Here is a 22,874-nt window from a genome sequence, read left to right as displayed (position 1 = left end):
GTTTTCTTCCCGCGTTCAAAAGTTTCTTCTTATTCCGCCGCCACCATCACCGGTTCGGCCCGGTGCGCGTTGCGTGAAAATTCGTCGATGCGACGCTCCACCTCGCCACGGAAATGCCGCATCAAGCCCTGGATCGGCCAGGCAGCCGCATCGCCCAGCGCGCAGATCGTGTGGCCCTCGACCTGCTTGGTGACATCGAGCAGCATGTCGATCTCGCGCTTCTGCGCCTCGCCGCGCACCAGCCGCTCCATGACCCGCCACATCCAGCCGGTGCCTTCGCGGCACGGCGTGCACTGGCCGCAGCTCTCGTGCTTGTAGAAGTAGGAGAGCCGCGCGATCGCCTTCACGACATCGGTGGACTTGTCCATGACGATGACGGCCGCCGTGCCGAGGCCGGATTTGAGGTCGCGCAACGCGTCGAAATCCATCGGCGTGTCGATGATCTGCTCCGCCGGCACCAACGGCACCGAGGCGCCGCCCGGAATGACGGCGAGCAGGTTGTCCCAGCCGCCACGGATGCCGCCGCAATGCGTCTCGATCAGCTCGCGGAACGGGATCGACATCGCCTCTTCGACGGTGCACGGATTGTTGACGTGGCCGGAGACGCAGAACAGCTTGGTGCCGACATTGTTGGGCCGGCCGAAGGACGAGAACCAGGCCGCCCCCCGGCGCAGGATGGTCGGCGCGACCGCGATCGATTCGACATTGTTGACGGTGGTCGGGCAGCCATAGAGGCCGACATTGGCCGGAAACGGCGGCTTCAGCCGGGGCTGGCCCTTCTTGCCCTCGAGGCTTTCCAGCAGTGCCGTCTCTTCGCCGCAGATATAGGCGCCGGCGCCGTGATGCATATAGACGTCGAAATCGTAGCCCGACGTGTTGCCTTTGCCGATCAGCTTGGCCTCGTAGGCCTCGTCGATGGCGCGCTGCAGCGCCTCGCGCTCGCGGATGAATTCACCGCGCACGTAGATGTAGGCCGCGATGGCGCCCATCGCGAAACCGGCAAGCAGAGCGCCCTCGACCAGCGTGTGCGGGTCGTTGCGCAGGATATCGCGATCCTTGCAGGTGCCGGGCTCGGATTCGTCGGCGTTGATGACCAGATAACTCGGCCGGCCGTCGCTCTGCTTGGGCATGAACGACCATTTGAGGCCGGTCGGGAAGCCGGCGCCGCCACGGCCGCGCAAACCCGACGCCTTCATTTCGTTGACGATCCAGTCGCGCCCCTTGGCGACGATGCCGGGCGTGTTGTCCCAGGCGCCGCGTGCCATGGCGCCGGCCAGCGACTTGTCGAAGAGGCCGTAGATGTTGGTGAAGATGCGGTCTTTGTCCTGAAGCATTTTTCGTTCCTCAGACCGGCTTCTTGCCGAAGACGCGGATGTATTCGGCGACGCCGCCCTTGGCGAGCGCCGTGGCTTGGGCAACCCAGTCGTCGCGATCGATGCGGCCGTGGAAGGAGAGATAGCCATCGACCCATTCGCGCTCGGCGCTATTCCAGGAGGCGACCTGAGCGAAAGTGAAGATGCCAAGCGTATGCAGTATGCCCTCGATCTTCGGGCCGACGCCGGAGATCAGCTTGAGATCGTCGACCGTGGCCGGCCGGTCGATACCGGCCGGACGGTTCTTGTCCTGCAGCGACGGTTTTGCCGGCTTCGCGGCAGGCACCTTGGCTTCCGGCGCCTTGAAGGCGGATGCCGGTTCGGCCCTGGCCGTCGGTCCGTTGCGCTGCTTGGAAACCATCTCGACTTCCGGCGCTGCCTTGTTGGCATTGGCAGCCGAATGCGGCGGGGCCGAAACGCTCGCGGCCTTCTCGGCCACCGGCGCCACCTTGGCCTTCGAAGGCGTCTTCAATGCCGGGCTGGTCTCCGGCGCATCGGTCTTCGGCTTGCTGGCATTGGACGGCGCGGTAGGGGCGCCAGCCGGTGCCGGCGTCGCGACGATCGCGTCCGGCGCTGCCTTGGCGGCCTTTGCCGCTTCCCGGGCTTCACGATCGCGGGTCGACTTCAGGATCGCCTTTTCGCTCTTCAGTGTTGTCAAACCGGAGGCCGGCTCCGAGCCGGTGCGGCCGTTCTGCGGCCCCGGCGCCACCGAGGCGCCCTTGCCGGCATCATAGAGATCGATGATTTCGGCCAGCCGTTCCGGTGTCAGATCCTCGAACGTATCCTTGAACACCATGACCATTGGCGCGTTGACGCAGGCCCCCAGGCATTCGACCTCCTCCCACGACAAGGTGCCCCTGTCGTTGGTGTGGAACTGGTCGTGGTGGATTTTCGAACGGCACACATCCATCAGCGCTTCCGAGCCGCGCAGCATGCAGGGCGTGGTGCCGCAAACCTGTATATGCGCGCGTGTGCCGACCGGATTCAGTTGATACTGCGTGTAGAAGGTCGCGACTTCGAGCCCGCGGATACGCGGCATGCCGAGCATGTCCGAAATCGTCTCGATCGCCGCCTTCGTGACCCAGCCTTCCTGCTCCTGCGCCAGCATCAGAAGTGGAATGATTGCCGACTGCTCGCGGCCTTTCGGATACTTCTTGATCCATTGCTTGGCAGCCGCCGCGTTCGCCCTGTTGAAGGCGAAGGATGCGGGCTGGAGGCTGGCTTCTGCGAGACGGCGGACTGACATTTAGCGATCGACCTCACCAAACACGATGTCGAGAGAGCCAAGAACGGCGGTGACGTCGGCCAGCATGTGGCCGCGGCACAGGAAATCCATGGCTTGCAGATGCGCGAAACCGGGCGCGCGCAGCTTGCAGCGGTAGGGCTTGTTGGTGCCGTCGGAGACCAGGTAGACGCCGAACTCGCCCTTCGGCGCCTCGACCGCCGCATAGACCTCGCCTGCCGGCACGCGATAGCCTTCGGTGTAGAGCTTGAAGTGGTGGATGAGCGCTTCCATCGAACGCTTCATCGCCTGGCGCTTGGGCGGCACCACCTTGCCGTCGAGGTTCGACACCGGACCGGTGCTTTCCTTGCCGAGCAGCAGATCGACGCACTGGCGCATGATCCGTGCCGACTGGCGCATTTCTTCCATGCGCACGAGATAACGATCGAAGCAGTCGCCGTTCTTGCCGATCGGGATGTCGAAATCCATTTCCGAATAGCACTCATAGGGCTGCGACTTGCGCAGGTCCCACGGCGAGCCCGAGCCGCGCACCATGACGCCCGAAAAGCCCCAGGCCCAGGCATCGGCTAGCGAAACGACACCGATATCGACATTGCGCTGCTTGAAGATGCGGTTGCCGGTGAGCAGCCTGTCGAGATCGTCGATCGACTTCAGGAACGGATCGATCCATTTGCCGATGTCCTCGACCAGCTGCCGCGGCAGGTCCTGGTGGACGCCGCCGGGCCGGAAATAGGCGGCGTGCATGCGCGAGCCGGAGGCGCGCTCATAGAACACCATCAGCTTTTCGCGCTCTACGAAGCCCCACAGCGGCGGCGTCAGAGCGCCGACATCCATCGCCTGCGTCGTCACATTGAGGATGTGCGACATGATGCGCCCGATCTCGCAATAGAGGACGCGGATCAATTGGCCACGCCTCGGCACCTCGATGCCGAGCAGCCGTTCGGCAGCAAGCGCGAAGGCGTGCTCCTGGTTCATCGGCGCGCAATAGTCAAGCCGGTCGAGATAAGGCACCGCCTGCAGATAGGTTTTGTGCTCCATCAGCTTCTCGGTGCCGCGGTGCAGTAGCCCGATATGCGGATCGACGCGATCGACCACTTCGCCGTCCAGCTCCAGCACGAGGCGCAACACGCCGTGTGCGGCCGGATGCTGCGGGCCGAAGTTGATGTTGAAATTGCGGACGGAGGTTTCAGCCATTCTGGCGCCTCAATTCGTCTTGGCTTTTTCGTCCCCGGGCAGCACGTAGTCAGTGCCTTCCCAAGGGGAAAGAAAATCGAAATTGCGGAATTCTTGCTTGAGCTCGACCGGCTCGTAGATGACGCGCTTGGCCTCGTCGTCGTAGCGCACTTCGACGAAACCCGTCAGCGGGAAATCCTTGCGCAGCGGATGACCTTCGAAACCGTAGTCGGTCAGCAGGCGGCGCAGATCGGGATGGCCCGAGAACAGCACGCCATAGAGATCGTAGGCCTCGCGCTCGAACCAGTCGGCGCCGGGATAGACGCCGGTGATCGAAGGCACCATGGTCTCCTCATCGGCCTGCACCTTGACGCGGATGCGCAGATTCTGTTTCGGCGACAGCAGGTGATAGACGACGTCGAAGCGCTTGGCCCGCGACGGATAGTCGGCGCCACAGACATCGATGATCGAGATGAACTGGCAGCGCGCATCGTCGCGCAGGAAGGTCATCACTTCGACCAGGTTTTGAGGCTCGACGTGAACGGTGAGCTCGCCATAAGCGAGCATCGCATCGCCGAAGCGGCCAGGCAGCTTCTCGCCGAGATAGGTCGACAGTTCACTCAGTGATGCGGCCATGGATTTACCGTTCGATCGTGCCGGTGCGGCGGATTTTCTTCTGCAGGAGAAGAATGCCGTAGAGCAGGGCTTCGGCGCTCGGCGGGCAGCCGGGCACATAGATGTCGACCGGCACGACGCGGTCGCAGCCGCGCACCACCGAATAGGAATAATGGTAGTAGCCGCCGCCATTGGCGCAGGAGCCCATCGAGATGACGTAGCGCGGCTCCGGCATCTGGTCATAGACCTTGCGTAGCGCCGGCGCCATCTTGTTGGTCAGCGTACCAGCGACGATCATGATGTCGGACTGGCGCGGAGACGCGCGTGGCGCGACGCCGAAGCGTTCCGAGTCGTAGCGCGGCATCGAGGTGTGGATCATCTCGACGGCGCAGCACGCCAGCCCGAAGGTCATGAACATCAGCGACCCGCTGCGCGCCCAGGTTATCAGCGCCTCGGTCGAGGTGACCAGAAAACCCTTGTCGGCAAGCTCATTGTTGATTTCGAGGAAGAAGGGATCGTCCTCCCCCACCGGCCGGCCGGTGTTGGGATCGATGATGCCCTTGGGCTTTGGCGCGACGAGGGTGCCTGAACTGTCGTTCAATCCCATTCCAGCGCTCCTTTTTTCCATTCATAGGCAAAGCCGATCGTCAGCACCGCCAAAAATACCATCATAGACCAGAAGCCAAGCATGCCGATCTTCGAGAAGGATACCGCCCAGGGAAACAGGAAGGCCACTTCGAGGTCGAAGATGATGAACAGGATCGACACCAGGTAGAAACGGATGTCGAACTTCATGCGGGCGTCGTCGAACGAGTTGAAACCGCACTCGTAGGCGGAAAGCTTTTCGGGATCGGGGTTGCGATACGCCACCAGGAACGGTGCGGCCAACAGCGCCAGGCCGACGACGAGTGCCACGCCGATGAACAGGACGATGGGCAGGTACGAACTGAGGAGTGCGTTCATGCAGCGGCTTTCCGTTGGCGCCAATCCACGTTGATTACAGCACCGGACCTTAATGCGGAAGCGTGACAGTTTAACCGCTGAACCGTTTTAAGGAGCCTTTGCTGCAACGCGGCGAGGGTTAGCGCAGCACTTCCAGCGAAGCAAGTCAAACCTTGTTCAAAACACGGGGCTGGACGGCATTCCGGGAGAAACTGGTCTCATGCGCTCCTGTTTGATTTCCTTCCGTTTCTACTCCACTTTTCTCTCCTGACAGGCTTGCCGTCAAAACCCTGCTAGCATGGGCTGGAATCACGCTTCGCAACGACGCCGGAAAGTCCATCAGAGACGCATCGCATGAAGGAAAAGATCTCGCTTGCCGCCGCCCGGCGCATCGCGCTCGCCGCTCAGGGGTTTCTCGATCCCCGCCCCGCCGCCACGCCCGACCGCCGCCACTTCGCCCGGGTCCTGTCACGGACTGGCCTGTTGCAGATCGATTCCGTCAGCGCGGTGGTGCGCGCGCACTACATGCCACTCTATTCGCGTCTTGGCCCCTATCCCCTCGCCTTGCTCGACAACGCAGCGGTGACGCGCAAGCGCACGGTCTTCGAATATTGGGCGCACGAGGCTTCGTTCCTGCCCGTCGAGACCTATCCGCTGATGCGCTGGCGCATGCAGCGCGCCGAGCGAGGCGACGAAATGTATCTGGGGTTGGCCAAATGGGGCCGCGAACATGCCGCCTATATAGAGGAGATCTACCGCGAGGTCGCGGACCGCGGCCCGATCGCCGCTTCGGCGCTCGAAGGCCAGAAAGGTTCGGGCGGCTGGTGGGGCTGGAGCCACGCCAAGCATGCCTTCGAATGGCTGTTCTGGGCCGGGCGCATCACCACCGCGCACCGGCGGGGCTTCGAGCGCTTCTATGACCTGCCTGAGCGCGTGCTGCCGCAGGCGATCCTCGATATGCCGGTGCCATCAGTCGAGGAGGCGCATCGCGAATTGCTGCGCATTTCGGCCCGCGCCCACGGCATCGCGACATCAGGCGATTTACGCGACTATTTCCGCTTGTCCCCGGCCGACATGAAAGGCCGGCTTGAGGAGTTGGTTGAAACGGGCGATCTGCTTCCGATGCGGGTCGAAGGCTGGGACAAGCCGGCTTACCTTCACAAGGATGCTCGTTTGCCGCGCAAGATCGAGGCCAACGCCCTGCTGGCGCCGTTCGATCCGGTCGTCTTCGAACGCTCGCGCTCGGAGCGGCTGTTCGATTTCCGCTACCGCATCGAGATCTACACGCCGGCCGACAAGCGCCAGTACGGCTACTATGTCCTGCCCTTCCTGCTCGGTGACAGAATCGTGGCGCGCGTCGACCTCAAGGCCGACCGGCCGGCCAGTGTTTTGCGCGTCCATGCTGCTTACGCCGAACCCAGCGCACCGGCTGAAACCGCCGCTCAGCTGTTCGAGGAATTGAAGCAGATGCAGGGCTGGCTTGGCCTTGAACGCATCGAAGTGACACCTGCCGGCGATCTGGGCCCGGCGCTGTCCGACATCGCGGTGTCGTAAGCTCGCGTTGACACCGCTGCCCGCAAGAGCCTAAATCCAGTTTAGACGGTCTCCTCTCGGCAAAGGGAGGAGCCAAGAGGGAATGCGGTGCGGGATTGAAAGATTCCAAATCCGCGGCTGTCCCCGCAACTGTGAGCGAAGAGCCAAGGCCGAAAGCCACTGGGATTGTCCCGGGAAGGCGGCTACCCAAGGCGATGACCCGCGAGCCAGGAGACCTGCCGTCTGGAATGCAAGAATCCGATCGCCCGGCGGGTTTTCCGGGCAAGGAGCCTGATTTGGATAGCGACAGCAGTTTTTCGGCTGAAAAAACGGACATTTCGTCCGGCGGGGATGATTGCCTGGCCGGCATCACCGTCATCGTCTGCGCCTCCTGCCGCGACGAGACCGGCTCCGACGCCCATCCCCGGGCCGGCGAACTTTTGGCCGAAGATACGCGCCAGGCCGCCTCGGGCGAGGAAATCCGCATCCGCACGGTCGAATGCCTCGGCAATTGCAAGCGCCGCCTCAGCGCCGCGATCCTGCGCGAAGGCTGCTGGAGCTATGTCTTCGGCGACCTGACCACCGCCAGCGGCGCCGACCTCGTCACCGGCGCGAAACTCTTCGCCACCTCGAGCGACGGCCTCATCCCATGGCGCGGCCGGCCCGATTCCCTCAAGCGCGGCCTCGTTGCCCGCATCCCTCCCCTCGACATGCTGAAAGACTGACCATGACCACATCCGTTTCCCGCGTTCCCTGCACCGTCGTCACCGGCTTCCTCGGCGCCGGCAAGACGACGCTGGTCCGCCATATCCTGGAAAACGCCGGCGGCAAGCGTATCGCGATCATCGTCAACGAGTTCGGCGACATCGGCATTGACGGCGAAATCCTGAAGGGCTGCGGCATCGAGACCTGCCCCGAGGAAAACATCGTCGAACTGGCCAATGGCTGCATCTGCTGCACCGTCGCCGACGATTTCGTGCCGGCACTCGACCAGATCCTGTCGCTGACGCCGAAGGTCGACCACATCCTGATCGAAACTTCGGGCCTCGCCTTGCCCAAGCCGCTGGTGCAAGCCTTTCAATGGCCGACGGTGAAGAGCCGCGTGACCGTCGATGGCGTGATCGCGGTGGTGGACGGTCCCGCACTGGCCGAAGGCCGCGTCGCCAACGACATGGACGCCCTCCAGGCGCAGCGCGCCGGCGATGAAAGCCTCGACCATGACGATCCGGTCGAGGAGGTATTCGAGGACCAGATCGCCTGCGCAGACCTGATCATCCTGTCGAAGAGCGACCTGATGGACGCCGCCGGTTCGGCGCGCGCCAACGCCATCGTCAACGAACACTCCGCCCGCGCCGTCAAGATCGTGCCGACCTCTCACGGCAAGGTCGATCCCTCCATACTGCTCGGGCTCGGGCTCGCCGTCGAGGACGACATCGAGAACCGCAAGTCCCATCATGACGGAGCCTTCGACCACGAGCATGACGATTTCGACACCTTCATCGTCGACATTCCCTCGATCGCCAACCCGGATGAACTGGCAAAACGTGTTGCCACCGCCGCCGAACAGGAAAACGTGCTGCGTGTGAAAGGTTTCGTCGAGGTCGGCGGCAAACCGATGCGGCTCTTGCTGCAGGCCGTCGGCCCGCGCGTCAATCACTACTATGACCGCGCCTGGACCGCCGAGGACGACCGCCGCTCGCGCCTCGTCGTCATCGGCCTCAAGGGGCTGAACCGCCCTGCGATCGAACGCATACTCGCCGGCTGATCTTTAGGCACGGGCCGCGATGCACATCCTCACCACGACCTCCGCCTCGCTCGACGACCTCGTCGAGCCTGTCGATCTGCGGCAGACGCCGGCGGATGTCGTGGCCCTGTCCTTCACCGACAGCGATCTCGCCGGGCTGGCGGCGGCATGGAAGGCCGACGCCGACCGCCTGCCCTCGATGCGGCTCGCCGCACTTCGCGACCTGCGCCATCCCATGTCCGTCGATCTCTGGATCGACAGCGTCGCCCGCCATGCCAAGGTCATCCTGGTGCGCATCCTCGGCGGCTACGATTGGTGGCGCTATGGCTGCGACCAACTTGCGGCCATTGCCCGCGAGCGCGGCATAGGACTGGCGCTGCTTCCGGGCGAAAGCCATGACGAGGATCTCAGGCTGATCGAAGCCTCGACGCTGCCGCGCGCCGAACTCGACGGCCTGCTCGGCTATTTTCGCGAGGGCGGCCCAGCCAATATGAGTTCGCTTGTGCGGAGGTTGGCAGGGCTGGCAGGACAGGATGAAGCAGCAGCAGCGCCGGTAACTGTGCCCAAAGCGGGCTACTACGAGCCAGGACGTGGCGTCGTCGAACGCGGCGTCCCCCTCCCCCCCGAGGGGAGGGTCCGGCCGCAGGCCGGGGGTGGGGTCCTATCCAAAACGCGCCGACTCAAAGAAACGTCGCGTCCGGTCGCACCGACCCCACCCGACCCTGCGGGCCACCCTCCCCTCGAGGGGGAGGGAAAGATCGTGCCCATCCTGTTTTACCGCTCGATGCTGCTCGCTGCCGATGTCGCGCCAATCGATGCGCTTTTTGAAGCACTGCAGCAGCGTGGCATCACCCCCGCGCCGATCTTCGTCTCCAGCCTCAAAGACCCGGCGTCCCTCGCCTTCGTCGAAACCGCCCTCGCCGCGCTGAAACCGGCCGCCATCATCACCGCGACCGCTTTTGCGTCCGGCGCGGAGCCCGGTGTCGAAACCCTGTTCGACCGCGCCGGCGTCCCGGTCTTCCAGGTCATCGTCGCCACCACCCGCCGCGATATCTGGGAGAACAACCAGCGCGGACTAGCCCCCGCCGACCTCGCCATGCATGTCGTCCTGCCCGAGCTCGACGGCCGCATCCTTGCCGGCGCCATCTCCTTCAAGGGCGAAAGCGATGTCGACCCGGCGCTTGGCCACCGGGCGTTGGCCAACCGACCGGAACCGGATCGTGTGACGCAGGTGGCCAAGCGCGTGGCGGCCCTCATTCGCCTGCGGGAGATCCCTAGCGCCGAACGCAAGCTGGCGGTGCTCATTCCCGACTATCCCAGCGCTCCTGGCCGCACCGGCTATGCGGTCGGGCTGGATGTACCGTCCAGCGTGATCGCCATGCTGCGGGACCTTAAGCAACAAGGATATGCCGTTGAAGGGATTCCGCGAACGCCGCGTGAATTGCTGGATTTGTTGGAGCGCGGCGACGCCGGGCTGAGGCTGGACGACTATCGCGCCCTTTCGGCAGAGCTGCCGGGACCGGCAATGGCCGCGGTCGAGGCTGCTTGGGGCAGAGCGGAAGACGGAACAGGTCTTGGTGAGGCGCCCCCCAACTTCGCTTTCCGCGCCGCGCATTTCGGCAACATCACCGTCGCACTCGCTCCCGACCGTGGCCGGTCAGCCGACCGCCGCGCCGATTACCACGACCCGACGCTCCCCCCGCGCCATGCCTTGCTCGCCTTTGGCCTATGGCTGCGCAAATCGCTAGGCGTCCACGCCCTCATCCATGTCGGCGCCCATGGCACGCTGGAATGGCTGCCCGGCAAGACGGTTGCGCTCTCGCAAGCCTGCTTCCCCGAGATCGTGACCGGCGCGCTGCCCGTCATCTATCCCTTCATCGTCTCCAACCCCGGCGAAGCAGCACAGGCCAAGCGGCGCATTGCCGCCGTCACGCTCGGCCATCTGCCGCCGCCGCTGACAGGCGCCGGGCTGGACGAGGAACAGCACAAGCTCGAACGGCTGGTCGACGAATACGCCCAAGCCGACGGGCTCGACCGCCGCCGGCGCGACCGCTTGGCGAAGCTGATCGTCGATACCGCGCAAAAAACCGGTCTCGCCGCCGAAGCCGGCGTCGCCAGGACCGATGCGCCCGACGAAGCGCTGCGCCGCATCGATGCCTGGCTATGCGACCTCAAGGATTTCGCCATCAAGGACGGGCTGCATATCTACGGCCGCACCTCCGAGGGTGAGCCGGACCCCATGCGCCGGCAAAGCGCCGACGCCGAGAAGGCCGCGTTGCTTGCCGCGCTGGATGGCCGCCACGTCAAGGCCGGTCCGGCCGGCGCACCCGCGCGTGGCCGCTCCGACGTGCTGCCCACCGGCCGCAATCTGTTCACCTCGGACCCGCGCACCATGCCGACGCCGACCGCCTATGAGATCGGCAAGGCGGCGGCCGAGGAGGTCGTGCGCGCCTACATGCAGGCGCATGGCGACTGGCCGCGCTCCCTGGTCATCGATCTCTGGGGCTCGGCCTCGCTGCGCACCGGCGGCGAAGAGATCGCGCAGGGTCTGGCGTTGATGGGCTGTCGGCCGCAATGGGACAGCGCGACCGGCCGCATCACCGGCATCGAGGTGCTGCCGCCGGCCACACTCGGCCGCCCGCGCGTCGACGTCACCTGGCGCATATCGGGCCTGTTCCGCGACATGTTCCCGACCCAGATCGCGCTGATCGACACCGCCGCCAACACCGTTGCCGCGCGCGACGAGGACGATTCGGAAAATCCGCTCGCCGCAAGGACACGCGCTGATGGCAAGGTCAGCCCGCGCATCTTCGGCACCTCGCCCGGCACTTACGGCGCCGGCGTCGAGGACCTGTTGTCGAGCGGCGGCTGGGACGCAAGGGAAGACATCGGCCGCGCCTATCTCGACGCCACCTCGCACGCCTATGGCGGCGCCGGCGGCGACGGCATCTCCGCACCCGGCGCCTTCGAGGGCCGCATCGCCGAGGCCGATCTTCTCGTCCACACCGGCGACGATCCCGGTCGTGATATTCTCGAAGGCTCTGCCGATGTCGCCTTCATCGGCGGCTTTTCGGCCGCCCTTGCGGCCATCGGCCGGAATGCCGACGTCATCGTACTCGACACCACGGATCCGCAAAAGCCGAAGCCGCGCTCGGTCGGCGAGGCTGTGTCGCGGGTGGTGCGGGCCCGGGCCGTCAATGCCCGCTTCATATCGGGGCAGATGCGCCACGGTCCGCGCGGCGCATCCGAATTCGCCGAGACCGTCGACCGGCTGGTTGGCTTCGCCGAAACCACCCACGCCATTTCAGGCGCGCTGATCGAGGCCGTGCACGATGCCTATGTCGGCGACCCAGAAGTTCGCGCCTTCATCCTGCGCGAAAATCCCGCCGCCGCCAAAGTCATTGCCGAGCGGTTCCTGTCGGCGCGCCGGCGCGGCCTCTGGCATCCCTTGCGCAATTCCATCGACGACGATCTCGCCGCTCTGATTGCCGAGGCGGAAGCCCTCGGAGTCGCGGCATGAACGCCTTCTCGCGCCGTGGCGCCTGCCCAGCCCTGTCGGCGCCGATGCAAACCGGGGATGGCCTGCTGGTGCGGCTCAACCCGGTCGCCGGAGGCCCATCTTCCGGGGGATTGTCGCCGAAGCTGTTGATCGAAGTCGCAGAATCCGCCTTGCGGCATGGCAACGGCATCATGGAGGTGACCGCGCGCGGCAGCCTGCAGATACGCGGCCTGACGACGGAAAGCGCCGCCTTGCTGGCGGCGGAGGTCGATGCGCTGGGCATCGCGGTGCGCACCGGCGTACCTGTCGAGACCGGCCCTTTGGCCGGCGTCGACCCGAAGGAGATCGCCGATCCGCGACGGCTGGCTGAACGCATTCGGGTGGCCATTGAGGACGCCGGGCTGGCAACCAGACTGGGGCCGAAGGTTGCGGTGATCGTCGACGGCGGTGGCCAACTGGCGATGGATGCAGTGACGGCCGATGTGCGGCTTGTTGCAACGCGCACAGACGTCGGAATCCAGTGGTGCGTGTCTGTTGCTGGTGATCGGCAGACTGCCAGGCCGCTCACTGTGGCGAGTGAAGATCCGGCACGCGACATTGCTGTCGCGGCTCTCAGGATGGTAGCCGAAAAAGGCCGCGAGGCTCATGCACGCGATTTGTCGGATAGACAGTTGGTATCGCTCGCAGGCTGGCAATCCTTCACACCCCCCTCTGCCGTGCCGGACATTCTTGCGGGGGAGATGGCCGGCACGCCAGAGGGGGGAGCGACGGAGCGCCTCCCTATCGGTCTATTCCCATTGAGCCGTTTCCACGCCCTCGGTATCGGCCTGCCCTATGGCAGCATGCCGGCGGACAAGATCATCGGCCTTGCAAAAAGCGCCCTCGCCCTCAGCACCACCGAAATCCGTCTCGCGCCTGGCCGTGCCTTGCTCTTCCTCGGTCAGCCAGCGGACGCCAACCAATCTCTCCAGGACGTCGCCGCCGCCCTGGGCTTCATCATCTCCCCCACCGATCCGCGCACCCGAATCGCCGCCTGCCCCGGCACGCCGGCCTGCGCATCCGGCCGCATCGCGACCCGCGACATCGCCGAAGCGATCGCCGCCGAAGGCGTTGATAGTCTCGACTTCACACTGCATGTCTCCGGTTGCGCCAAGGGCTGCGCCCACCCCGGTCCGGCTGCGCTGACTTTGGTCGGCGGCGAAAACGGAGCCGGACTTGTCGTGAACGCGACGGCAAAGGCTCTTCCTGCCGGCTACAGGCCGGGCTATGACGCCGCGCGCGGCATCAGCCGCGTCGCGGCGGTGATCCGCAGCGCACGATCTCAAGGCGAAACCGACGCCGCTTGCCTGACAAGGCTTGGCGCGGCGGCAATCGCCGAAATGTACCAACAGGAATGAGCATGGCCGCCTACGACTATATCCACGACGGCACGGCGATCTACGAGCGCTCCTTCGCCATCATCCGCTCCGAGGCCGATCTGTCGCGCTTTTCCGAAGCCGAGGCCGATGTCGCCATCCGCATGATCCATGCCTGCGGCCAGGTCGAAGCCGCGAGCCATTTTGTCTTCTCCCCCGATTTCGTCACCGCCGCCCGCAAAGCCCTCGCGGCCGGGGCGCCGATCTTCTGCGACGCTGAAATGGTCTCGCACGGCGTCACCCGTGCCCGGCTGCCGGCCGGCAACGAGGTGATCTGCACCTTGCGCGACCCGCGCACGCACGAAATCGCCAGGGAGATCGGCAACACCCGTTCGGCCGCCGCGATCGACCTGTGGGGCGAGCGCATGGCCGGTTCGGTCGTCGCCATCGGCAATGCGCCAACCGCGCTGTTCTACCTGCTTGAAAAACTGCGTGATGGCGCACCGAAGCCGGCGGCCATCATCGGCATGCCGGTCGGCTTCGTCGGTGCCGCCGAATCGAAGGATGCGCTGGCCGAAAATTCCCGTGGCGTCCCCTACGCCATCGTGCGCGGCCGGCTTGGCGGCAGCGCGATGACCGCCGCCGCGCTCAATTCTCTGGCGAGGCCCGGCCTGTGAACGCAATTTCCAAAGGCAGGCTTGTCGGTGTCGGCACCGGTCCCGGCGACTTCGAATTGTTGACGCTGAAGGCCGCGCGAGCGCTGGCCGAAGCCGATGTCGTGGCCTATTTCGCCAAGCGCGGCAACAACAGCAATGCGCGCGCCATTGTCGAGGCGCGCTTCCGGCCAGATATGCTGGAACTGCCGCTGCTCTATCCCGTGACTACGGAAATCGACAAGGATCACGACGATTACCGGTCGCAGATCACCGGCTTTTACGAAGAGTCGGCCGAGAGGGTCGCCGAGCATCTGGAATCGGGCATGATGGTTGCCGTGCTGTCCGAGGGCGATCCGCTGTTCTACGGCTCCTACATGCATCTGCATGTGCGCCTCGCCCATCGCTTCCACACCGAGGTCATCCCCGGCATCACCGCCATGTCGGGCTGCTGGTCGGCGACCGGCCTGCCGATCGTCCAGGGCGACGATGTGCTGACCGTGCTGCCCGGCACGATGAGCGAGTTCGAGCTGACGCGTCGCCTCGCCGACACCGATGCCGCCGTCATCATGAAGGTCGGCCGCAACCTGCCCAAGATCAGGCGGGCGCTGGAGGCAACCGGCAAGCTGACGCGCGCCGTCTATGTCGAGCGCGGCACCATGGCCGGCAGCGTCTCGATGAAGCTCGCCGACAAACCGGACGACAAGGCGCCCTACTTCGCCATCGTGCTGGTCGCCGGCTGGTCCGCCCGGCCGGGCGTGGCGGGAGCGCAGGCATGAGCGGCCGTCTCACCGTCATCGGCCTCGGACCCGGCAATGCCGACCAGGTGACACCGGAGGCTAGCCGCGCTGTCGCCGAGGCAAAGTTCTTCTATGGCTACAAGCCCTATCTCGACCGGCTCGACCTGCGCCCGGACCAGACCCGCGTCGCTTCCGACAACCGCGAGGAGCTCGCCCGCTCCAAGGACGCCCTGACCAAGGCCGCCGAAGGCCACGACGTCGCCGTCGTGTCCGGCGGCGACCCCGGCGTCTTCGCCATGGCTGCGGCGGTCTGCGAGGCGATCGAGGCCGGCCCGGCCGAATGGCGTGCGGTCGACGTCGCCGTGGTGCCGGGCGTCACCGCCATGCTCGCGGTCGCCGCCCGCATCGGTGCGCCGCTTGGCCATGATTTCTGCGCCATCTCGCTGTCCGACAATCTGAAGCCATGGGATCTGATCGAACTGCGCCTGCTGGCGGCGGCGGGCGCCGGTTTCGTCATCGCGCTCTACAACCCGATCAGCAAGGCGCGCCCCTGGCAGCTTGGCCGCGCCTTCGAATGCCTGACGGCGATTCTGCCCGGCACCACGCCGGTGATCTTCGGCCGCGCTGCCGGCCGGCCGGACGAGCGCATCGAGGTCTATCTGCTGGCCGATGCCGACGCTGAAAAGGCTGATATGGCGACCTGCATCATCATCGGTTCGCCGGAGACCCGGATCATCAAGCGTGGCGACAAGCCGGCGCTGGTCTACACGCCGCGCTCGGCGGCGGGCTCGACGAAATGATCGACCATCGCGGCCAGCGCTTCGACGGTTTCAGCCGAAGGCACCTCCGGCAGCGCGGGCCTGCGGACCATGACCACATCCATGCCAAGCGCCCGCGCAGCCGCAATCTTGCCGTAGGTGGCCGCGCCGCCACTGTTTTTGGACACGACGATGTCGATGCTTTGTCCTTCCAAAAGCACACGCTCATCCCTCTCGTGGAACGGCCCTCGCGCCAGCAGGTAGGTCGCATCCAGCACCGCCAACTCTGGCTCGACCGGATCGACGCTGCGTATGAGATAATGGTGTTGCGGGGCGGCTTCGAACGCGGCGGCCTCCTGCCGGCCGATTGCCAGGAAGACGCGGCGCGGTGCCGATCCAAGCGCTTTTACGGCAGTGCCGACCGTGTCGACCTCGATCCAGCGGTCGCCTTCGACAGGCTCCCAGCCCGGGCGGCGCAAGGCAAGGATCGGCACACCGCTCAGCCGCGCGGCCTGCGCCGCGTTGGCGGAGATTCGCGCCGCATAGGGATGCGTGGCGTCGATCAGCAGGTCGATAGACCTGTCCTTGAGGTAGGCGGCCAACCCATCGGCGCCGCCAAACCCACCGCTTCGCACCGGAACGCCTTGAGCGACCGGACTTTCCGTGCGGCCGGCCAGCGACAGCGTGACCGAGGCGCGCGTGGCCAGCTGTCCCGCCAATTGGCGCGCTTCCGTTGTGCCGCCGAGGATCAGGATCGTCTTCATAGGCACCCTAGTGGACCACGTCGGCGCTGCCCCTCACCCTTACCCTCTCCCCGTAAAGACGAGGAGAGGGGGATCGCCAGCGTTGCGGCTAGTCCCTTCTGCCCGTCACTGTACGGGGAGAAGGTGCCGGCAGGCGGATGAGGGGCGGCGCGACATGTCAAAAAATCAGCCAACGCTCCAATGGCTCACGATCGTCGGCATCGGCGAGGACGGTTTAGCGGGTCTCGGCGACGAGGCCAAGCGGCGGATCGCCGAGGCGGAGTTCATCTTCGGCGGCAAGCGGCATCTGGCGCTGGTCGCTTCCTTCGCCAAGGGCAAGCCATGCCCCTGGCCGGTTCCGTTCGATGCCGGGATGGCCGATGTCCTGGCGCTTGCCGGCAGAAACGTCTGCGTGCTCGCCTCCGGCGATCCCTTTTTCCATGGCGTCGGCGCCACCCTCGCCCGCAAGGTCCAGCCACGGGAGATGCATGTCATCTCAGCCCCGTCGGCGATTTCGCTGGCCGCCGCGCGGCTCGGCTGGGCGCTGCAGGATATCGAGATCATCTCACTGCACGGCCACCCGATCGACCTGATCCGTCCGCTGCTACAGCCCAACGCACGCATCCTGGCACTGACATCGGATGGCGGTGCTCCGGTGGCAATGGCCCGGCTGCTCACCGAGCTCGACTTCGGCGCTTCGCGGTTGACGGTGCTGGAGGCGCTGGGCGGGCCGAACGAAAACCAGCGCTCCGCCCGCGCCGAGGCCTTCAACCTCGAAAACATCAATCCGCTCAACGTGCTGGCCATCGAAATTGATTCGGCCCCGCAAGCCCGCGTCCTGCCGCTCACGTCAGGCCTTGCCGATCACCTGTTCGACCATGACGGCCAGATCACCAAGCGCGAGATCCGCGCGGTCACCCTGTCGGCGCTGGCGCCGAGGCGCGGCGAATTGCTGTGGGATGTCGGCGCCGGCTCCGGCTCGATCGGCATCGAATGGATGCTCGCCCACCCTTCGATGCGCGCCATCGCCATCGAGGCCGACCCGGCCCGCGCGGCCCGCATCGGCCACAACGCCGTCGCCTGCGGCGTTCCTGGCCTCGTCATTGTGGAAGGCAGCGCGCCCAAGGCGCTTATGAAACTGGAGACGCCCGATGCGATCTTCGTCGGCGGCGGCGGCAGCGACGCCGGCGTCCTGAACGCCGCCATCAAGGCCTTGCGCACCGGCGGCCGCCTCGTTGCCAACGCGGTGACGCTGGAGATGGAAGCCCATCTTCTCGGCCAGCACACGAAACTGGGCGGCGATCTCACCCGGATTGCTGTCTCCCGCGCTTCGCCGGTCGGCTCCATGCAGGCTTGGCGGCCGGCCATGCCTGTCACGCAATGGAGCTGGGTGAAGCCATGATTGTCGCGGGCATCGGCAGCCGCAAAGGCGTGCAGGTTGAAGACGTGCTCGCCGCGATAGAAACCGCACTCGAAGCGCATGGGCTGGCAATGTCCGCTCTCTCGGCACTGGCCACCGCCGCACTCAAGAAGGAGGAAGACGCGATCGCTGCCGCTGGCCGCAAGCTGAACCTTCCCGTCATAATCGTCGATCCCGCGGACCTTCAGGCCGCCGCGCCGGGGACGCTCAGCAGCTCCAGCCTGTCGCGGGAAGTGGCCGGCACGCCATCGGTTTCAGAAGCCTCCGCCCTTGCGGTCGCGGGCAAAGGCGCCAGCCTGCTTGGACCGCGCATTGTGCTCGGCGCGGTCACCTGCGCCATCGCCATCAGCGGAGACGTGCCATGACCGTCCATTTCATCGGCGCCGGTCCAGGCGCCGCCGACCTCATCACATTGCGGGGCGCAAGGCTCCTGGCGAATTGTCCGGTCTGCCTCCACGCCGGCTCCATCGTCGCGCCGGAACTGCTGGGGCACTGCGCGCCGGGAACTAAATTGATCGACACCGCGCCGATGTCGCTCGACGAGATCGAGGCAGAATATGTGGCCGCCCATAAGGCCGGTTATGACGTTGCCCGTCTGCATTCCGGCGACCTGTCGGTGTGGAGCGCCGTCGCCGAGCAGATTCGGCGGCTGGAAAAGCATGGCATCCCTTACACGCTGACGCCGGGCGTTCCTTCCTTCGCCGCCGCCGCGGCAGCCCTTCGCCGCGAACTGACCATTCCCGAAGTCGCGCAAAGCCTGGTGCTGACCCGCGTTTCGGGACGTGCGTCGAAAATGCCGCCCGGCGAAACCCTGGCCGGCTTCGGCCGCACCGGCGCCACGCTGGCCATTCATCTTGCCATCCACGCCATCGACCGAGTCGTCGCCGAACTGACGCCGCACTATGGTGGCGATTGCCCGGTCGCGATCGTCTTCCGCGCCTCCTGGCCGGACGAGCGGGTGCTGACCGGCACATTGGAGACCATCGAGGCGCTGCTGGCCGCCGATCCGATGGAACGTACGGCGCTCATCTTCGTCGGCCGTTCGCTGGCGGCGGAAGGCTTTGGCGAGAGTTCATTGTATGACGCCCATTATCAGCGGCGTTTTCGCGGACGGGACGGATTGTGAGCGGCAGCACCAGAAACAACGGCGAAAACGCCACGCTCGAACAGGCGCTGGCACGGCTGAACTTCAAGCCGCGGCCGCTTGAGCCAGGCCATGTCTGGCTGGCCGGAGCCGGCCCCGGCGACCCCGGCTGCCTGACCGTGGAAGTACTGGCGGCGCTGACCGAAGCGGACGCGCTGGTCTACGACGCGCTGGTTTCGCCCGATGTGGTCGCCGTTGCCGGAAATGCCGAGCTTTTCTTTGCCGGCAAGCGTGGCGGCCAGCCCTCGATGAAGCAGGACGACATCACCGCCTTGCTGGTGCGGCTGGCGCGTGAAGGCCGCCGCGTGGTCAGGCTGAAGGGCGGCGATCCCTATATTTTCGGCCGTGGCGGCGAAGAGGCGCTGGCGCTGGCGCGCGAAAAAATCCCGTTCCGAGTGCTGCCGGGCCTGACATCGGGCCTCAGCGCGCTGGCCGCCACCGGCATCCCGGCCACCATGCGCGGCATCAACAAGGCTGTCATCCTGGCGACCGGCCACGCCGCCGGCACCGATGACGACATCGACTGGGCGGCGATAGCCCGAACCGGCCAGCCTGTCGTCATCTATATGGGCATGGCCAATCTGCCATTGATAACAGCCGCCCTGCTCGACGGCGGCCTGTCACCATCGACGCCGGCAGCCGTCATCGTCGCCGCGACGACGCCCAAGGAGCGGATCGTGGTCGCCACGCTGGCCACCATTGCCGAGGCTGCGGCGGCCGCCGGGCTCGCCTCACCGGCGCTGATCGTCGTCGGCGGCATCGTCGCCATGCGCGCGGCACTGGCGGGGCAAGCATGACGGCCCGGGCGATCATCATCGGCGCGCCGCGCTCCGGCTCGGGCAAGACCAGCGTCACCATCGGAATCCTGCGCGCGCTCACCCGGCGTGGGCTGAGGGTGCGTGGCGCCAAATCCGGCCCCGACTACATCGACCCTGGCTTCCATACCGCCGCCACCGGCCTGTCCGGCGTCAACCTCGACAGTTGGGCGATGACGCCATCGCTGCTCAACGCGCTTGCCGCCCAACAGGCCGACGATACCGACTTCGTCGTCCTCGAAAGCGCCATGGGCCTGTTCGACGGCATTCCGGTCGCATCGGGTCGCACCGGCTCGGCTGCCGATCTGGCGCGGCTTTACGGCCTGCCGGTGCTGCTGGTGCTCGACGTGTCGGGCCAATCGACCACGGCGGCAGCCGTCGCCAAGGGCTTTGCCACTTACGATCCGGATGTGCGCATGGCCGGTGTCGTGCTCAACCGGCTGGGCAGCGAGCGCCACCGGCGGCTCTCCGGCGATGCCATCGAGGCGATCGGCCTGCCGGTCGTCGGCGCCATCCTGCGCGACCCCACGCTCAATCTGCCGGAGCGCCATCTCGGCCTCGTCCAGGCCGGCGAGTATGATGACCTGATGGCGCATCTCGACCGGCTGGCGGACATGGCGGAGAAGTCGCTCGACCTCGATGCCGTCATGGCGCTGGCGACACCCCTGGCCCCGGCAGCTGGCGACTTCGCTGACGCGCTACGGCCGCCCGGCCAACGCATCGCGCTGGCCGAGGACGCGGCCTTCACCTTCCTCTACCCGCATGTCGCCGCCTGTTGGCGAAAGGCTGGGGCGGAGATCGTTCCGTTCTCGCCGCTCGCCGACGAAGCGCCCGACGATGACTGCGATGTCTGCTGGCTGCCCGGCGGCTATCCCGAGCTTCATACCGGCAAACTGGCAGCCGCCACGAATTTCCATGCCGGGATGACGCGTTTCGCCGCGACAAAGCCGGCCCATGGCGAGTGCGGTGGCTTCATGGTGCTTGGTGAAGCGATCGAGGATGCCGGCGGCGAGACGCATCGCATGCTTGGCCTGCTCGGCCATTCCACCAGCTTCGCCAGACGCAAGATGAATCTCGGCTACCGTGAGGCACGGCTGCGCGCCGATTGTCCGCTGGGGGCGCAAGGCGCGCTGATCCGCGGGCACGAATTCCACTATGCGCAGATGATGGCCACCGGCAATGACGAGCCGCTGGCCGACCTTGCCGACGGCCAGGGCAATCCGCTCGGCGCTTCCGGCTATCGGCGCGGCCATGTCAGCGGCACCTTTTTCCACGCCATTGCGCGGGCCTAGCCATGAAGCTCCCAAGAATCACCCTGTCGCCTCGGCAAATCCTCGATGACATCGCCCTTTGCCTGGTCTTCTTCACCCGCCTGCCGCTGCCCGTGTTCGATTTTCGTGGCCGCGACCTCGCGGCCGCGATCTGGGCTGCCCCGATTGCCGGCCTTGTCGTCGGCCTGATCGGCGCCATCGTCTTTGCCACGGCGGAACGCTTTGGCCTCGCCATGGGACCGTCGGCCGCCCTTGCCCTTGTTGCAACCGTGCTCACCACGGGCTGCCTGCACGAGGATGGGCTGTCCGACGTCGCCGACGGCTTCGGCGGCGGCAAGTCTCGCGGACGCAAGCTCGAGATCATGCGCGACAGCCGCATCGGCGCTTATGGCGCCATGGCGCTGGCGCTGTCGCTGCTCATCCGCTGGAGCGCGCTGTCGCAAGTGGTCGAACCCACGCAGGCTCTGTTTGCTCTCCTGGCCGCCCATGCGGCCTCGCGTGGCGTGCTCGGTGGGCTGATGCATCTTTTGCCGCCGGCACGATCCGACGGCCTCTCGGCCAATGCCGGCACCGTATCGCGAGAGACGGCCGTGGCCGGCACCGTGCTCGGCGCCATTCCGCTTCTCTTGCTCGGCCCCGGCGGCGCCATCGCCGCGCTCATCCTGCTCGGCCTGCTGTTTGCCGCGTTCCACGCCCTTTGCCTCAACCAGATCGATGGCCAGACCGGCGACACGGTCGGCGCGTTGCAGCAGTTGAGCGAAATCGCGGTGCTTCTCGTCGCTTCCGTAGCCCTTTCCTGAGCCCCTTTTGACCTGATTCCCTTCTGGAGACCTTGCCCCCATGCCCTTCAAATCCCTCGATGAACTGCGCGCCGCCTGTCTCGACCTGCCCGCCGGCAGCGATGCCTCGGCAAACGCCGTTGCCCGCCGCCAGGACACGCTGACCAAGCCGCAAGGCAGCCTCGGCCGGCTTGAAACCATCGCCGCCTGGCTGGCGCGCTGGCAGGGCCGCGACATGCCGAAGCTCGACCGCGTGAAGGTCTTCGTCTTCGCCGGCAACCACGGCGTTACCGCTCAAGGCGTGTCGGCCTACCCGTCGGAAGTGACCGTGCAGATGGTGGCGAATTTCGCCGGCGGCGGTGCCGCCATCAACCAGCTCGCCCGCATCGCCGGCGCCGAGCTCGACGTCATCCCGCTCGATCTCGATCACCCCACCGGCGACTTCACGCAAGTGCCGGCAATGGACGAGAAGGCATTCCTTGCCGCTGTCTCGGCTGGCCATGACGCGGTGACGAAGGACATCGACCTCGTCTGCTTTGGCGAAATGGGCATCGGCAACACCACGCCGGCAGCCGCCATTTCGGCGGCGCTGTTCGGCGGCGGGGCGGAAAAATGGACCGGGCGCGGCACCGGCGTCGACGATGCCGGCCTGAAGCGCAAGGTGGTCGCCATCGAAGCCGGCTTGGCGCGCCACGCCGCCGCCCTTGCCGATCCGCTGGCGATCGCCGCCTCCCTTGGCGGGCGCGAACTCGCCGCCATCTTCGGCGCCACGCTGGCCGCGCGGCATCTGGGCATACCCGTGCTGCTCGATGGCTTCGTCTGCACCGCCGCCGCCGCACCGCTGGCAAAACTGCACCCGACCGGCCTTGCTCATACAGTCGCCGCACACGTCTCCGCCGAATCGGGCCATCGCGGCCTGCTCGAAACGCTAGCCCTGCCGCCGCTGCTCGATCTCGGCATGCGCCTTGGCGAGGGCTCCGGCGCCTGTCTGGCCGTCAACATCGTGCGCTCGGCGCTGGAATGCCATGCCAGGATGGCAAGCTTTGCCGAGGCTGGGGTTTCGGAGAAATAATC

At 66.1% G+C, this 22,874-nt stretch carries 22 protein-coding genes and 1 riboswitch; of the genes, 15 read left to right on the top strand and 7 right to left on the bottom strand.

Features of this window, described 5'->3' with window-relative positions:
* Positions 1-29 precede the first annotated feature (29 nt).
* Genes nuoF through LB556_RS20215 form a run of 6 tightly spaced genes read right to left on the bottom strand, consistent with a single transcriptional unit; the run spans position 30 to position 5,367 of the window.
* Positions 30-1,334 (bottom strand): NADH-quinone oxidoreductase subunit NuoF, encoded by a 1,305-nt coding sequence (nuoF, locus tag LB556_RS20240; protein WP_224569503.1) that lies wholly within the window; start codon positions 1,332-1,334, stop codon positions 30-32.
* 10 nt (positions 1,335-1,344) lie between these two features.
* Positions 1,345-2,619, bottom strand: coding sequence for an NADH-quinone oxidoreductase subunit E (locus LB556_RS20235; protein WP_224569502.1), 1,275 nt, complete (start codon positions 2,617-2,619; stop codon positions 1,345-1,347).
* Entirely contained in the window at positions 2,620-3,810 is a 1,191-nt protein-coding gene (locus tag LB556_RS20230; RefSeq protein ID WP_224569501.1) for an NADH-quinone oxidoreductase subunit D, read from the bottom strand. It lies immediately after the preceding gene.
* A 9-nt stretch (positions 3,811-3,819) separates the two neighbouring features.
* Positions 3,820-4,425, bottom strand: coding sequence for an NADH-quinone oxidoreductase subunit C (locus tag LB556_RS20225; RefSeq protein ID WP_224569500.1), 606 nt, complete (start codon positions 4,423-4,425; stop codon positions 3,820-3,822).
* 4 nt (positions 4,426-4,429) lie between these two features.
* The gene (locus tag LB556_RS20220; RefSeq protein ID WP_015317338.1) at positions 4,430-5,011 is read right to left on the bottom strand and encodes a NuoB/complex I 20 kDa subunit family protein; all 582 of its coding nucleotides are present in this window, start codon (positions 5,009-5,011) and stop codon (positions 4,430-4,432) included.
* Positions 5,002-5,367: an NADH-quinone oxidoreductase subunit A gene (locus LB556_RS20215; protein ID WP_010910112.1), complete on the bottom strand. Its 366-nt coding sequence runs from the start codon at positions 5,365-5,367 to the stop codon at positions 5,002-5,004. The genes LB556_RS20220 and LB556_RS20215 overlap by 10 nt, the downstream gene beginning before the upstream one ends.
* 333 nt (positions 5,368-5,700) lie before the next feature.
* On the opposite strand from LB556_RS20215, the gene LB556_RS20210 reads away from it, so the two are divergent.
* The 8 genes from LB556_RS20210 to LB556_RS20175 all read left to right on the top strand — a co-directional run bounded on the left by LB556_RS20210 (position 5,701) and on the right by LB556_RS20175 (position 15,670).
* A complete protein-coding gene (locus tag LB556_RS20210) occupies positions 5,701-6,900 on the top strand; it encodes a winged helix-turn-helix domain-containing protein (protein WP_224569499.1) in 1,200 nt (399 codons plus the stop codon).
* A gap of 29 nt (positions 6,901-6,929) precedes the next feature.
* Positions 6,930-7,138: riboswitch (cobalamin riboswitch) on the top strand.
* Between the two features lie 37 nt (positions 7,139-7,175).
* The gene (locus LB556_RS20205; protein WP_224569498.1) at positions 7,176-7,604 is read left to right on the top strand and encodes a DUF1636 family protein; all 429 of its coding nucleotides are present in this window, start codon (positions 7,176-7,178) and stop codon (positions 7,602-7,604) included.
* Between the two features lie 2 nt (positions 7,605-7,606).
* On the top strand, positions 7,607-8,644 hold the full coding sequence (gene cobW / locus LB556_RS20200; protein ID WP_224569497.1) for a cobalamin biosynthesis protein CobW: 1,038 nt from the start codon (positions 7,607-7,609) through the stop codon (positions 8,642-8,644).
* A 19-nt stretch (positions 8,645-8,663) separates the two neighbouring features.
* Entirely contained in the window at positions 8,664-12,143 is a 3,480-nt protein-coding gene (gene cobN / locus LB556_RS20195) for a cobaltochelatase subunit CobN (RefSeq protein WP_224569496.1), read from the top strand.
* Positions 12,140-13,519, top strand: coding sequence for a precorrin-3B synthase (cobG, locus tag LB556_RS20190; RefSeq protein WP_224569495.1), 1,380 nt, complete (start codon positions 12,140-12,142; stop codon positions 13,517-13,519). The genes cobN and cobG overlap by 4 nt, the downstream gene beginning before the upstream one ends.
* A 2-nt stretch (positions 13,520-13,521) precedes the next feature.
* Positions 13,522-14,154, top strand: coding sequence for a precorrin-8X methylmutase (locus LB556_RS20185; protein WP_224569494.1), 633 nt, complete (start codon positions 13,522-13,524; stop codon positions 14,152-14,154).
* Positions 14,151-14,909 (top strand): precorrin-2 C(20)-methyltransferase, encoded by a 759-nt coding sequence (locus tag LB556_RS20180; RefSeq protein WP_224569493.1) that lies wholly within the window; start codon positions 14,151-14,153, stop codon positions 14,907-14,909. The genes LB556_RS20185 and LB556_RS20180 overlap by 4 nt, the downstream gene beginning before the upstream one ends.
* Positions 14,906-15,670 (top strand): precorrin-3B C(17)-methyltransferase, encoded by a 765-nt coding sequence (locus tag LB556_RS20175; protein ID WP_224569492.1) that lies wholly within the window; start codon positions 14,906-14,908, stop codon positions 15,668-15,670. Before LB556_RS20180 ends, LB556_RS20175 begins: the two co-directional genes overlap by 4 nt.
* Here the strand turns inward: LB556_RS20175 and LB556_RS20170 are convergent.
* Positions 15,634-16,392 carry a cobalt-precorrin-6A reductase gene (locus tag LB556_RS20170; protein WP_224569491.1) on the bottom strand — a complete coding sequence of 253 codons (759 nt, stop codon included), beginning with the start codon at positions 16,390-16,392 and terminating at the stop codon, positions 15,634-15,636. The two genes, LB556_RS20175 and LB556_RS20170, sit on opposite strands and share 37 nt — an antisense overlap.
* Positions 16,393-16,546: 154 nt before the next feature.
* Here LB556_RS20170 and cbiE point away from each other — a divergent pair, with 154 nt between their 5' ends.
* From cbiE to cobT, 7 genes are read left to right on the top strand one after another with little or no spacing between them, the layout of a single operon-like run.
* On the top strand, positions 16,547-17,773 hold the full coding sequence (gene cbiE / locus LB556_RS20165) for a precorrin-6y C5,15-methyltransferase (decarboxylating) subunit CbiE (protein ID WP_224569490.1): 1,227 nt from the start codon (positions 16,547-16,549) through the stop codon (positions 17,771-17,773).
* On the top strand, positions 17,770-18,156 hold the full coding sequence (locus LB556_RS20160) for a cobalamin biosynthesis protein (RefSeq protein WP_224569489.1): 387 nt from the start codon (positions 17,770-17,772) through the stop codon (positions 18,154-18,156). Before cbiE ends, LB556_RS20160 begins: the two co-directional genes overlap by 4 nt.
* Positions 18,153-18,917 carry a precorrin-4 C(11)-methyltransferase gene (cobM, locus tag LB556_RS20155; protein ID WP_224569488.1) on the top strand — a complete coding sequence of 255 codons (765 nt, stop codon included), beginning with the start codon at positions 18,153-18,155 and terminating at the stop codon, positions 18,915-18,917. Before LB556_RS20160 ends, cobM begins: the two co-directional genes overlap by 4 nt.
* Positions 18,914-19,732 carry a uroporphyrinogen-III C-methyltransferase gene (cobA, locus tag LB556_RS20150; protein WP_224569487.1) on the top strand — a complete coding sequence of 273 codons (819 nt, stop codon included), beginning with the start codon at positions 18,914-18,916 and terminating at the stop codon, positions 19,730-19,732. The genes cobM and cobA overlap by 4 nt, the downstream gene beginning before the upstream one ends.
* Positions 19,729-21,042 carry a cobyrinate a,c-diamide synthase gene (locus tag LB556_RS20145; protein ID WP_224569486.1) on the top strand — a complete coding sequence of 438 codons (1,314 nt, stop codon included), beginning with the start codon at positions 19,729-19,731 and terminating at the stop codon, positions 21,040-21,042. Before cobA ends, LB556_RS20145 begins: the two co-directional genes overlap by 4 nt.
* Positions 21,043-21,044: 2 nt before the next feature.
* The gene (gene cobS / locus LB556_RS20140; RefSeq protein ID WP_224569485.1) at positions 21,045-21,821 is read left to right on the top strand and encodes an adenosylcobinamide-GDP ribazoletransferase; all 777 of its coding nucleotides are present in this window, start codon (positions 21,045-21,047) and stop codon (positions 21,819-21,821) included.
* Positions 21,822-21,861: 40 nt separating this feature from the next.
* Complete coding sequence (cobT, locus tag LB556_RS20135) at positions 21,862-22,872, top strand: nicotinate-nucleotide--dimethylbenzimidazole phosphoribosyltransferase (RefSeq protein ID WP_224569484.1); 1,011 nt, start codon at positions 21,862-21,864, stop codon at positions 22,870-22,872.
* Positions 22,873-22,874: the final 2 nt, after the last annotated feature.

The sequence above is a fragment of the Mesorhizobium sp. ES1-4 genome, from assembly GCF_020164745.1.
Taxonomy (GTDB): domain Bacteria; phylum Pseudomonadota; class Alphaproteobacteria; order Rhizobiales; family Rhizobiaceae; genus Mesorhizobium.
Note: the sequence above shows the minus strand (reverse complement) of the source record. Positions and strands in the feature narration are given on the sequence as shown.

Bases quoted from the DNA above. Each gene is read 5' to 3' on its own strand.
- cobN (WP_224569496.1), top strand. From the start codon at position 8,664: ATGCACATCCTCACCACGACCTCCGCCTCGCTCGACGACCTCGTCGAG.
- LB556_RS20215 (WP_010910112.1), bottom strand. From the start codon at position 5,367: ATGAACGCACTCCTCAGTTCGTACCTGCCCATCGTCCTGTTCATCGGC.
- LB556_RS20170 (WP_224569491.1), bottom strand. From the start codon at position 16,392: ATGAAGACGATCCTGATCCTCGGCGGCACAACGGAAGCGCGCCAATTG.
- LB556_RS20230 (WP_224569501.1), bottom strand. From the start codon at position 3,810: ATGGCTGAAACCTCCGTCCGCAATTTCAACATCAACTTCGGCCCGCAG.
- cobS (WP_224569485.1), top strand. From the start codon at position 21,045: ATGAAGCTCCCAAGAATCACCCTGTCGCCTCGGCAAATCCTCGATGAC.
- LB556_RS20175 (WP_224569492.1), top strand. From the start codon at position 14,906: ATGAGCGGCCGTCTCACCGTCATCGGCCTCGGACCCGGCAATGCCGAC.
- LB556_RS20220 (WP_015317338.1), bottom strand. From the start codon at position 5,011: ATGGGATTGAACGACAGTTCAGGCACCCTCGTCGCGCCAAAGCCCAAG.
- cbiE (WP_224569490.1), top strand. From the start codon at position 16,547: ATGTCAAAAAATCAGCCAACGCTCCAATGGCTCACGATCGTCGGCATC.
- cobM (WP_224569488.1), top strand. From the start codon at position 18,153: ATGACCGTCCATTTCATCGGCGCCGGTCCAGGCGCCGCCGACCTCATC.
- cobT (WP_224569484.1), top strand. From the start codon at position 21,862: ATGCCCTTCAAATCCCTCGATGAACTGCGCGCCGCCTGTCTCGACCTG.
- LB556_RS20160 (WP_224569489.1), top strand. From the start codon at position 17,770: ATGATTGTCGCGGGCATCGGCAGCCGCAAAGGCGTGCAGGTTGAAGAC.
- cobG (WP_224569495.1), top strand. From the start codon at position 12,140: ATGAACGCCTTCTCGCGCCGTGGCGCCTGCCCAGCCCTGTCGGCGCCG.
- LB556_RS20185 (WP_224569494.1), top strand. From the start codon at position 13,522: ATGGCCGCCTACGACTATATCCACGACGGCACGGCGATCTACGAGCGC.
- LB556_RS20210 (WP_224569499.1), top strand. From the start codon at position 5,701: ATGAAGGAAAAGATCTCGCTTGCCGCCGCCCGGCGCATCGCGCTCGCC.
- cobW (WP_224569497.1), top strand. From the start codon at position 7,607: ATGACCACATCCGTTTCCCGCGTTCCCTGCACCGTCGTCACCGGCTTC.
- nuoF (WP_224569503.1), bottom strand. From the start codon at position 1,334: ATGCTTCAGGACAAAGACCGCATCTTCACCAACATCTACGGCCTCTTC.
- LB556_RS20235 (WP_224569502.1), bottom strand. From the start codon at position 2,619: ATGTCAGTCCGCCGTCTCGCAGAAGCCAGCCTCCAGCCCGCATCCTTC.
- LB556_RS20225 (WP_224569500.1), bottom strand. From the start codon at position 4,425: ATGGCCGCATCACTGAGTGAACTGTCGACCTATCTCGGCGAGAAGCTG.
- LB556_RS20145 (WP_224569486.1), top strand. From the start codon at position 19,729: ATGACGGCCCGGGCGATCATCATCGGCGCGCCGCGCTCCGGCTCGGGC.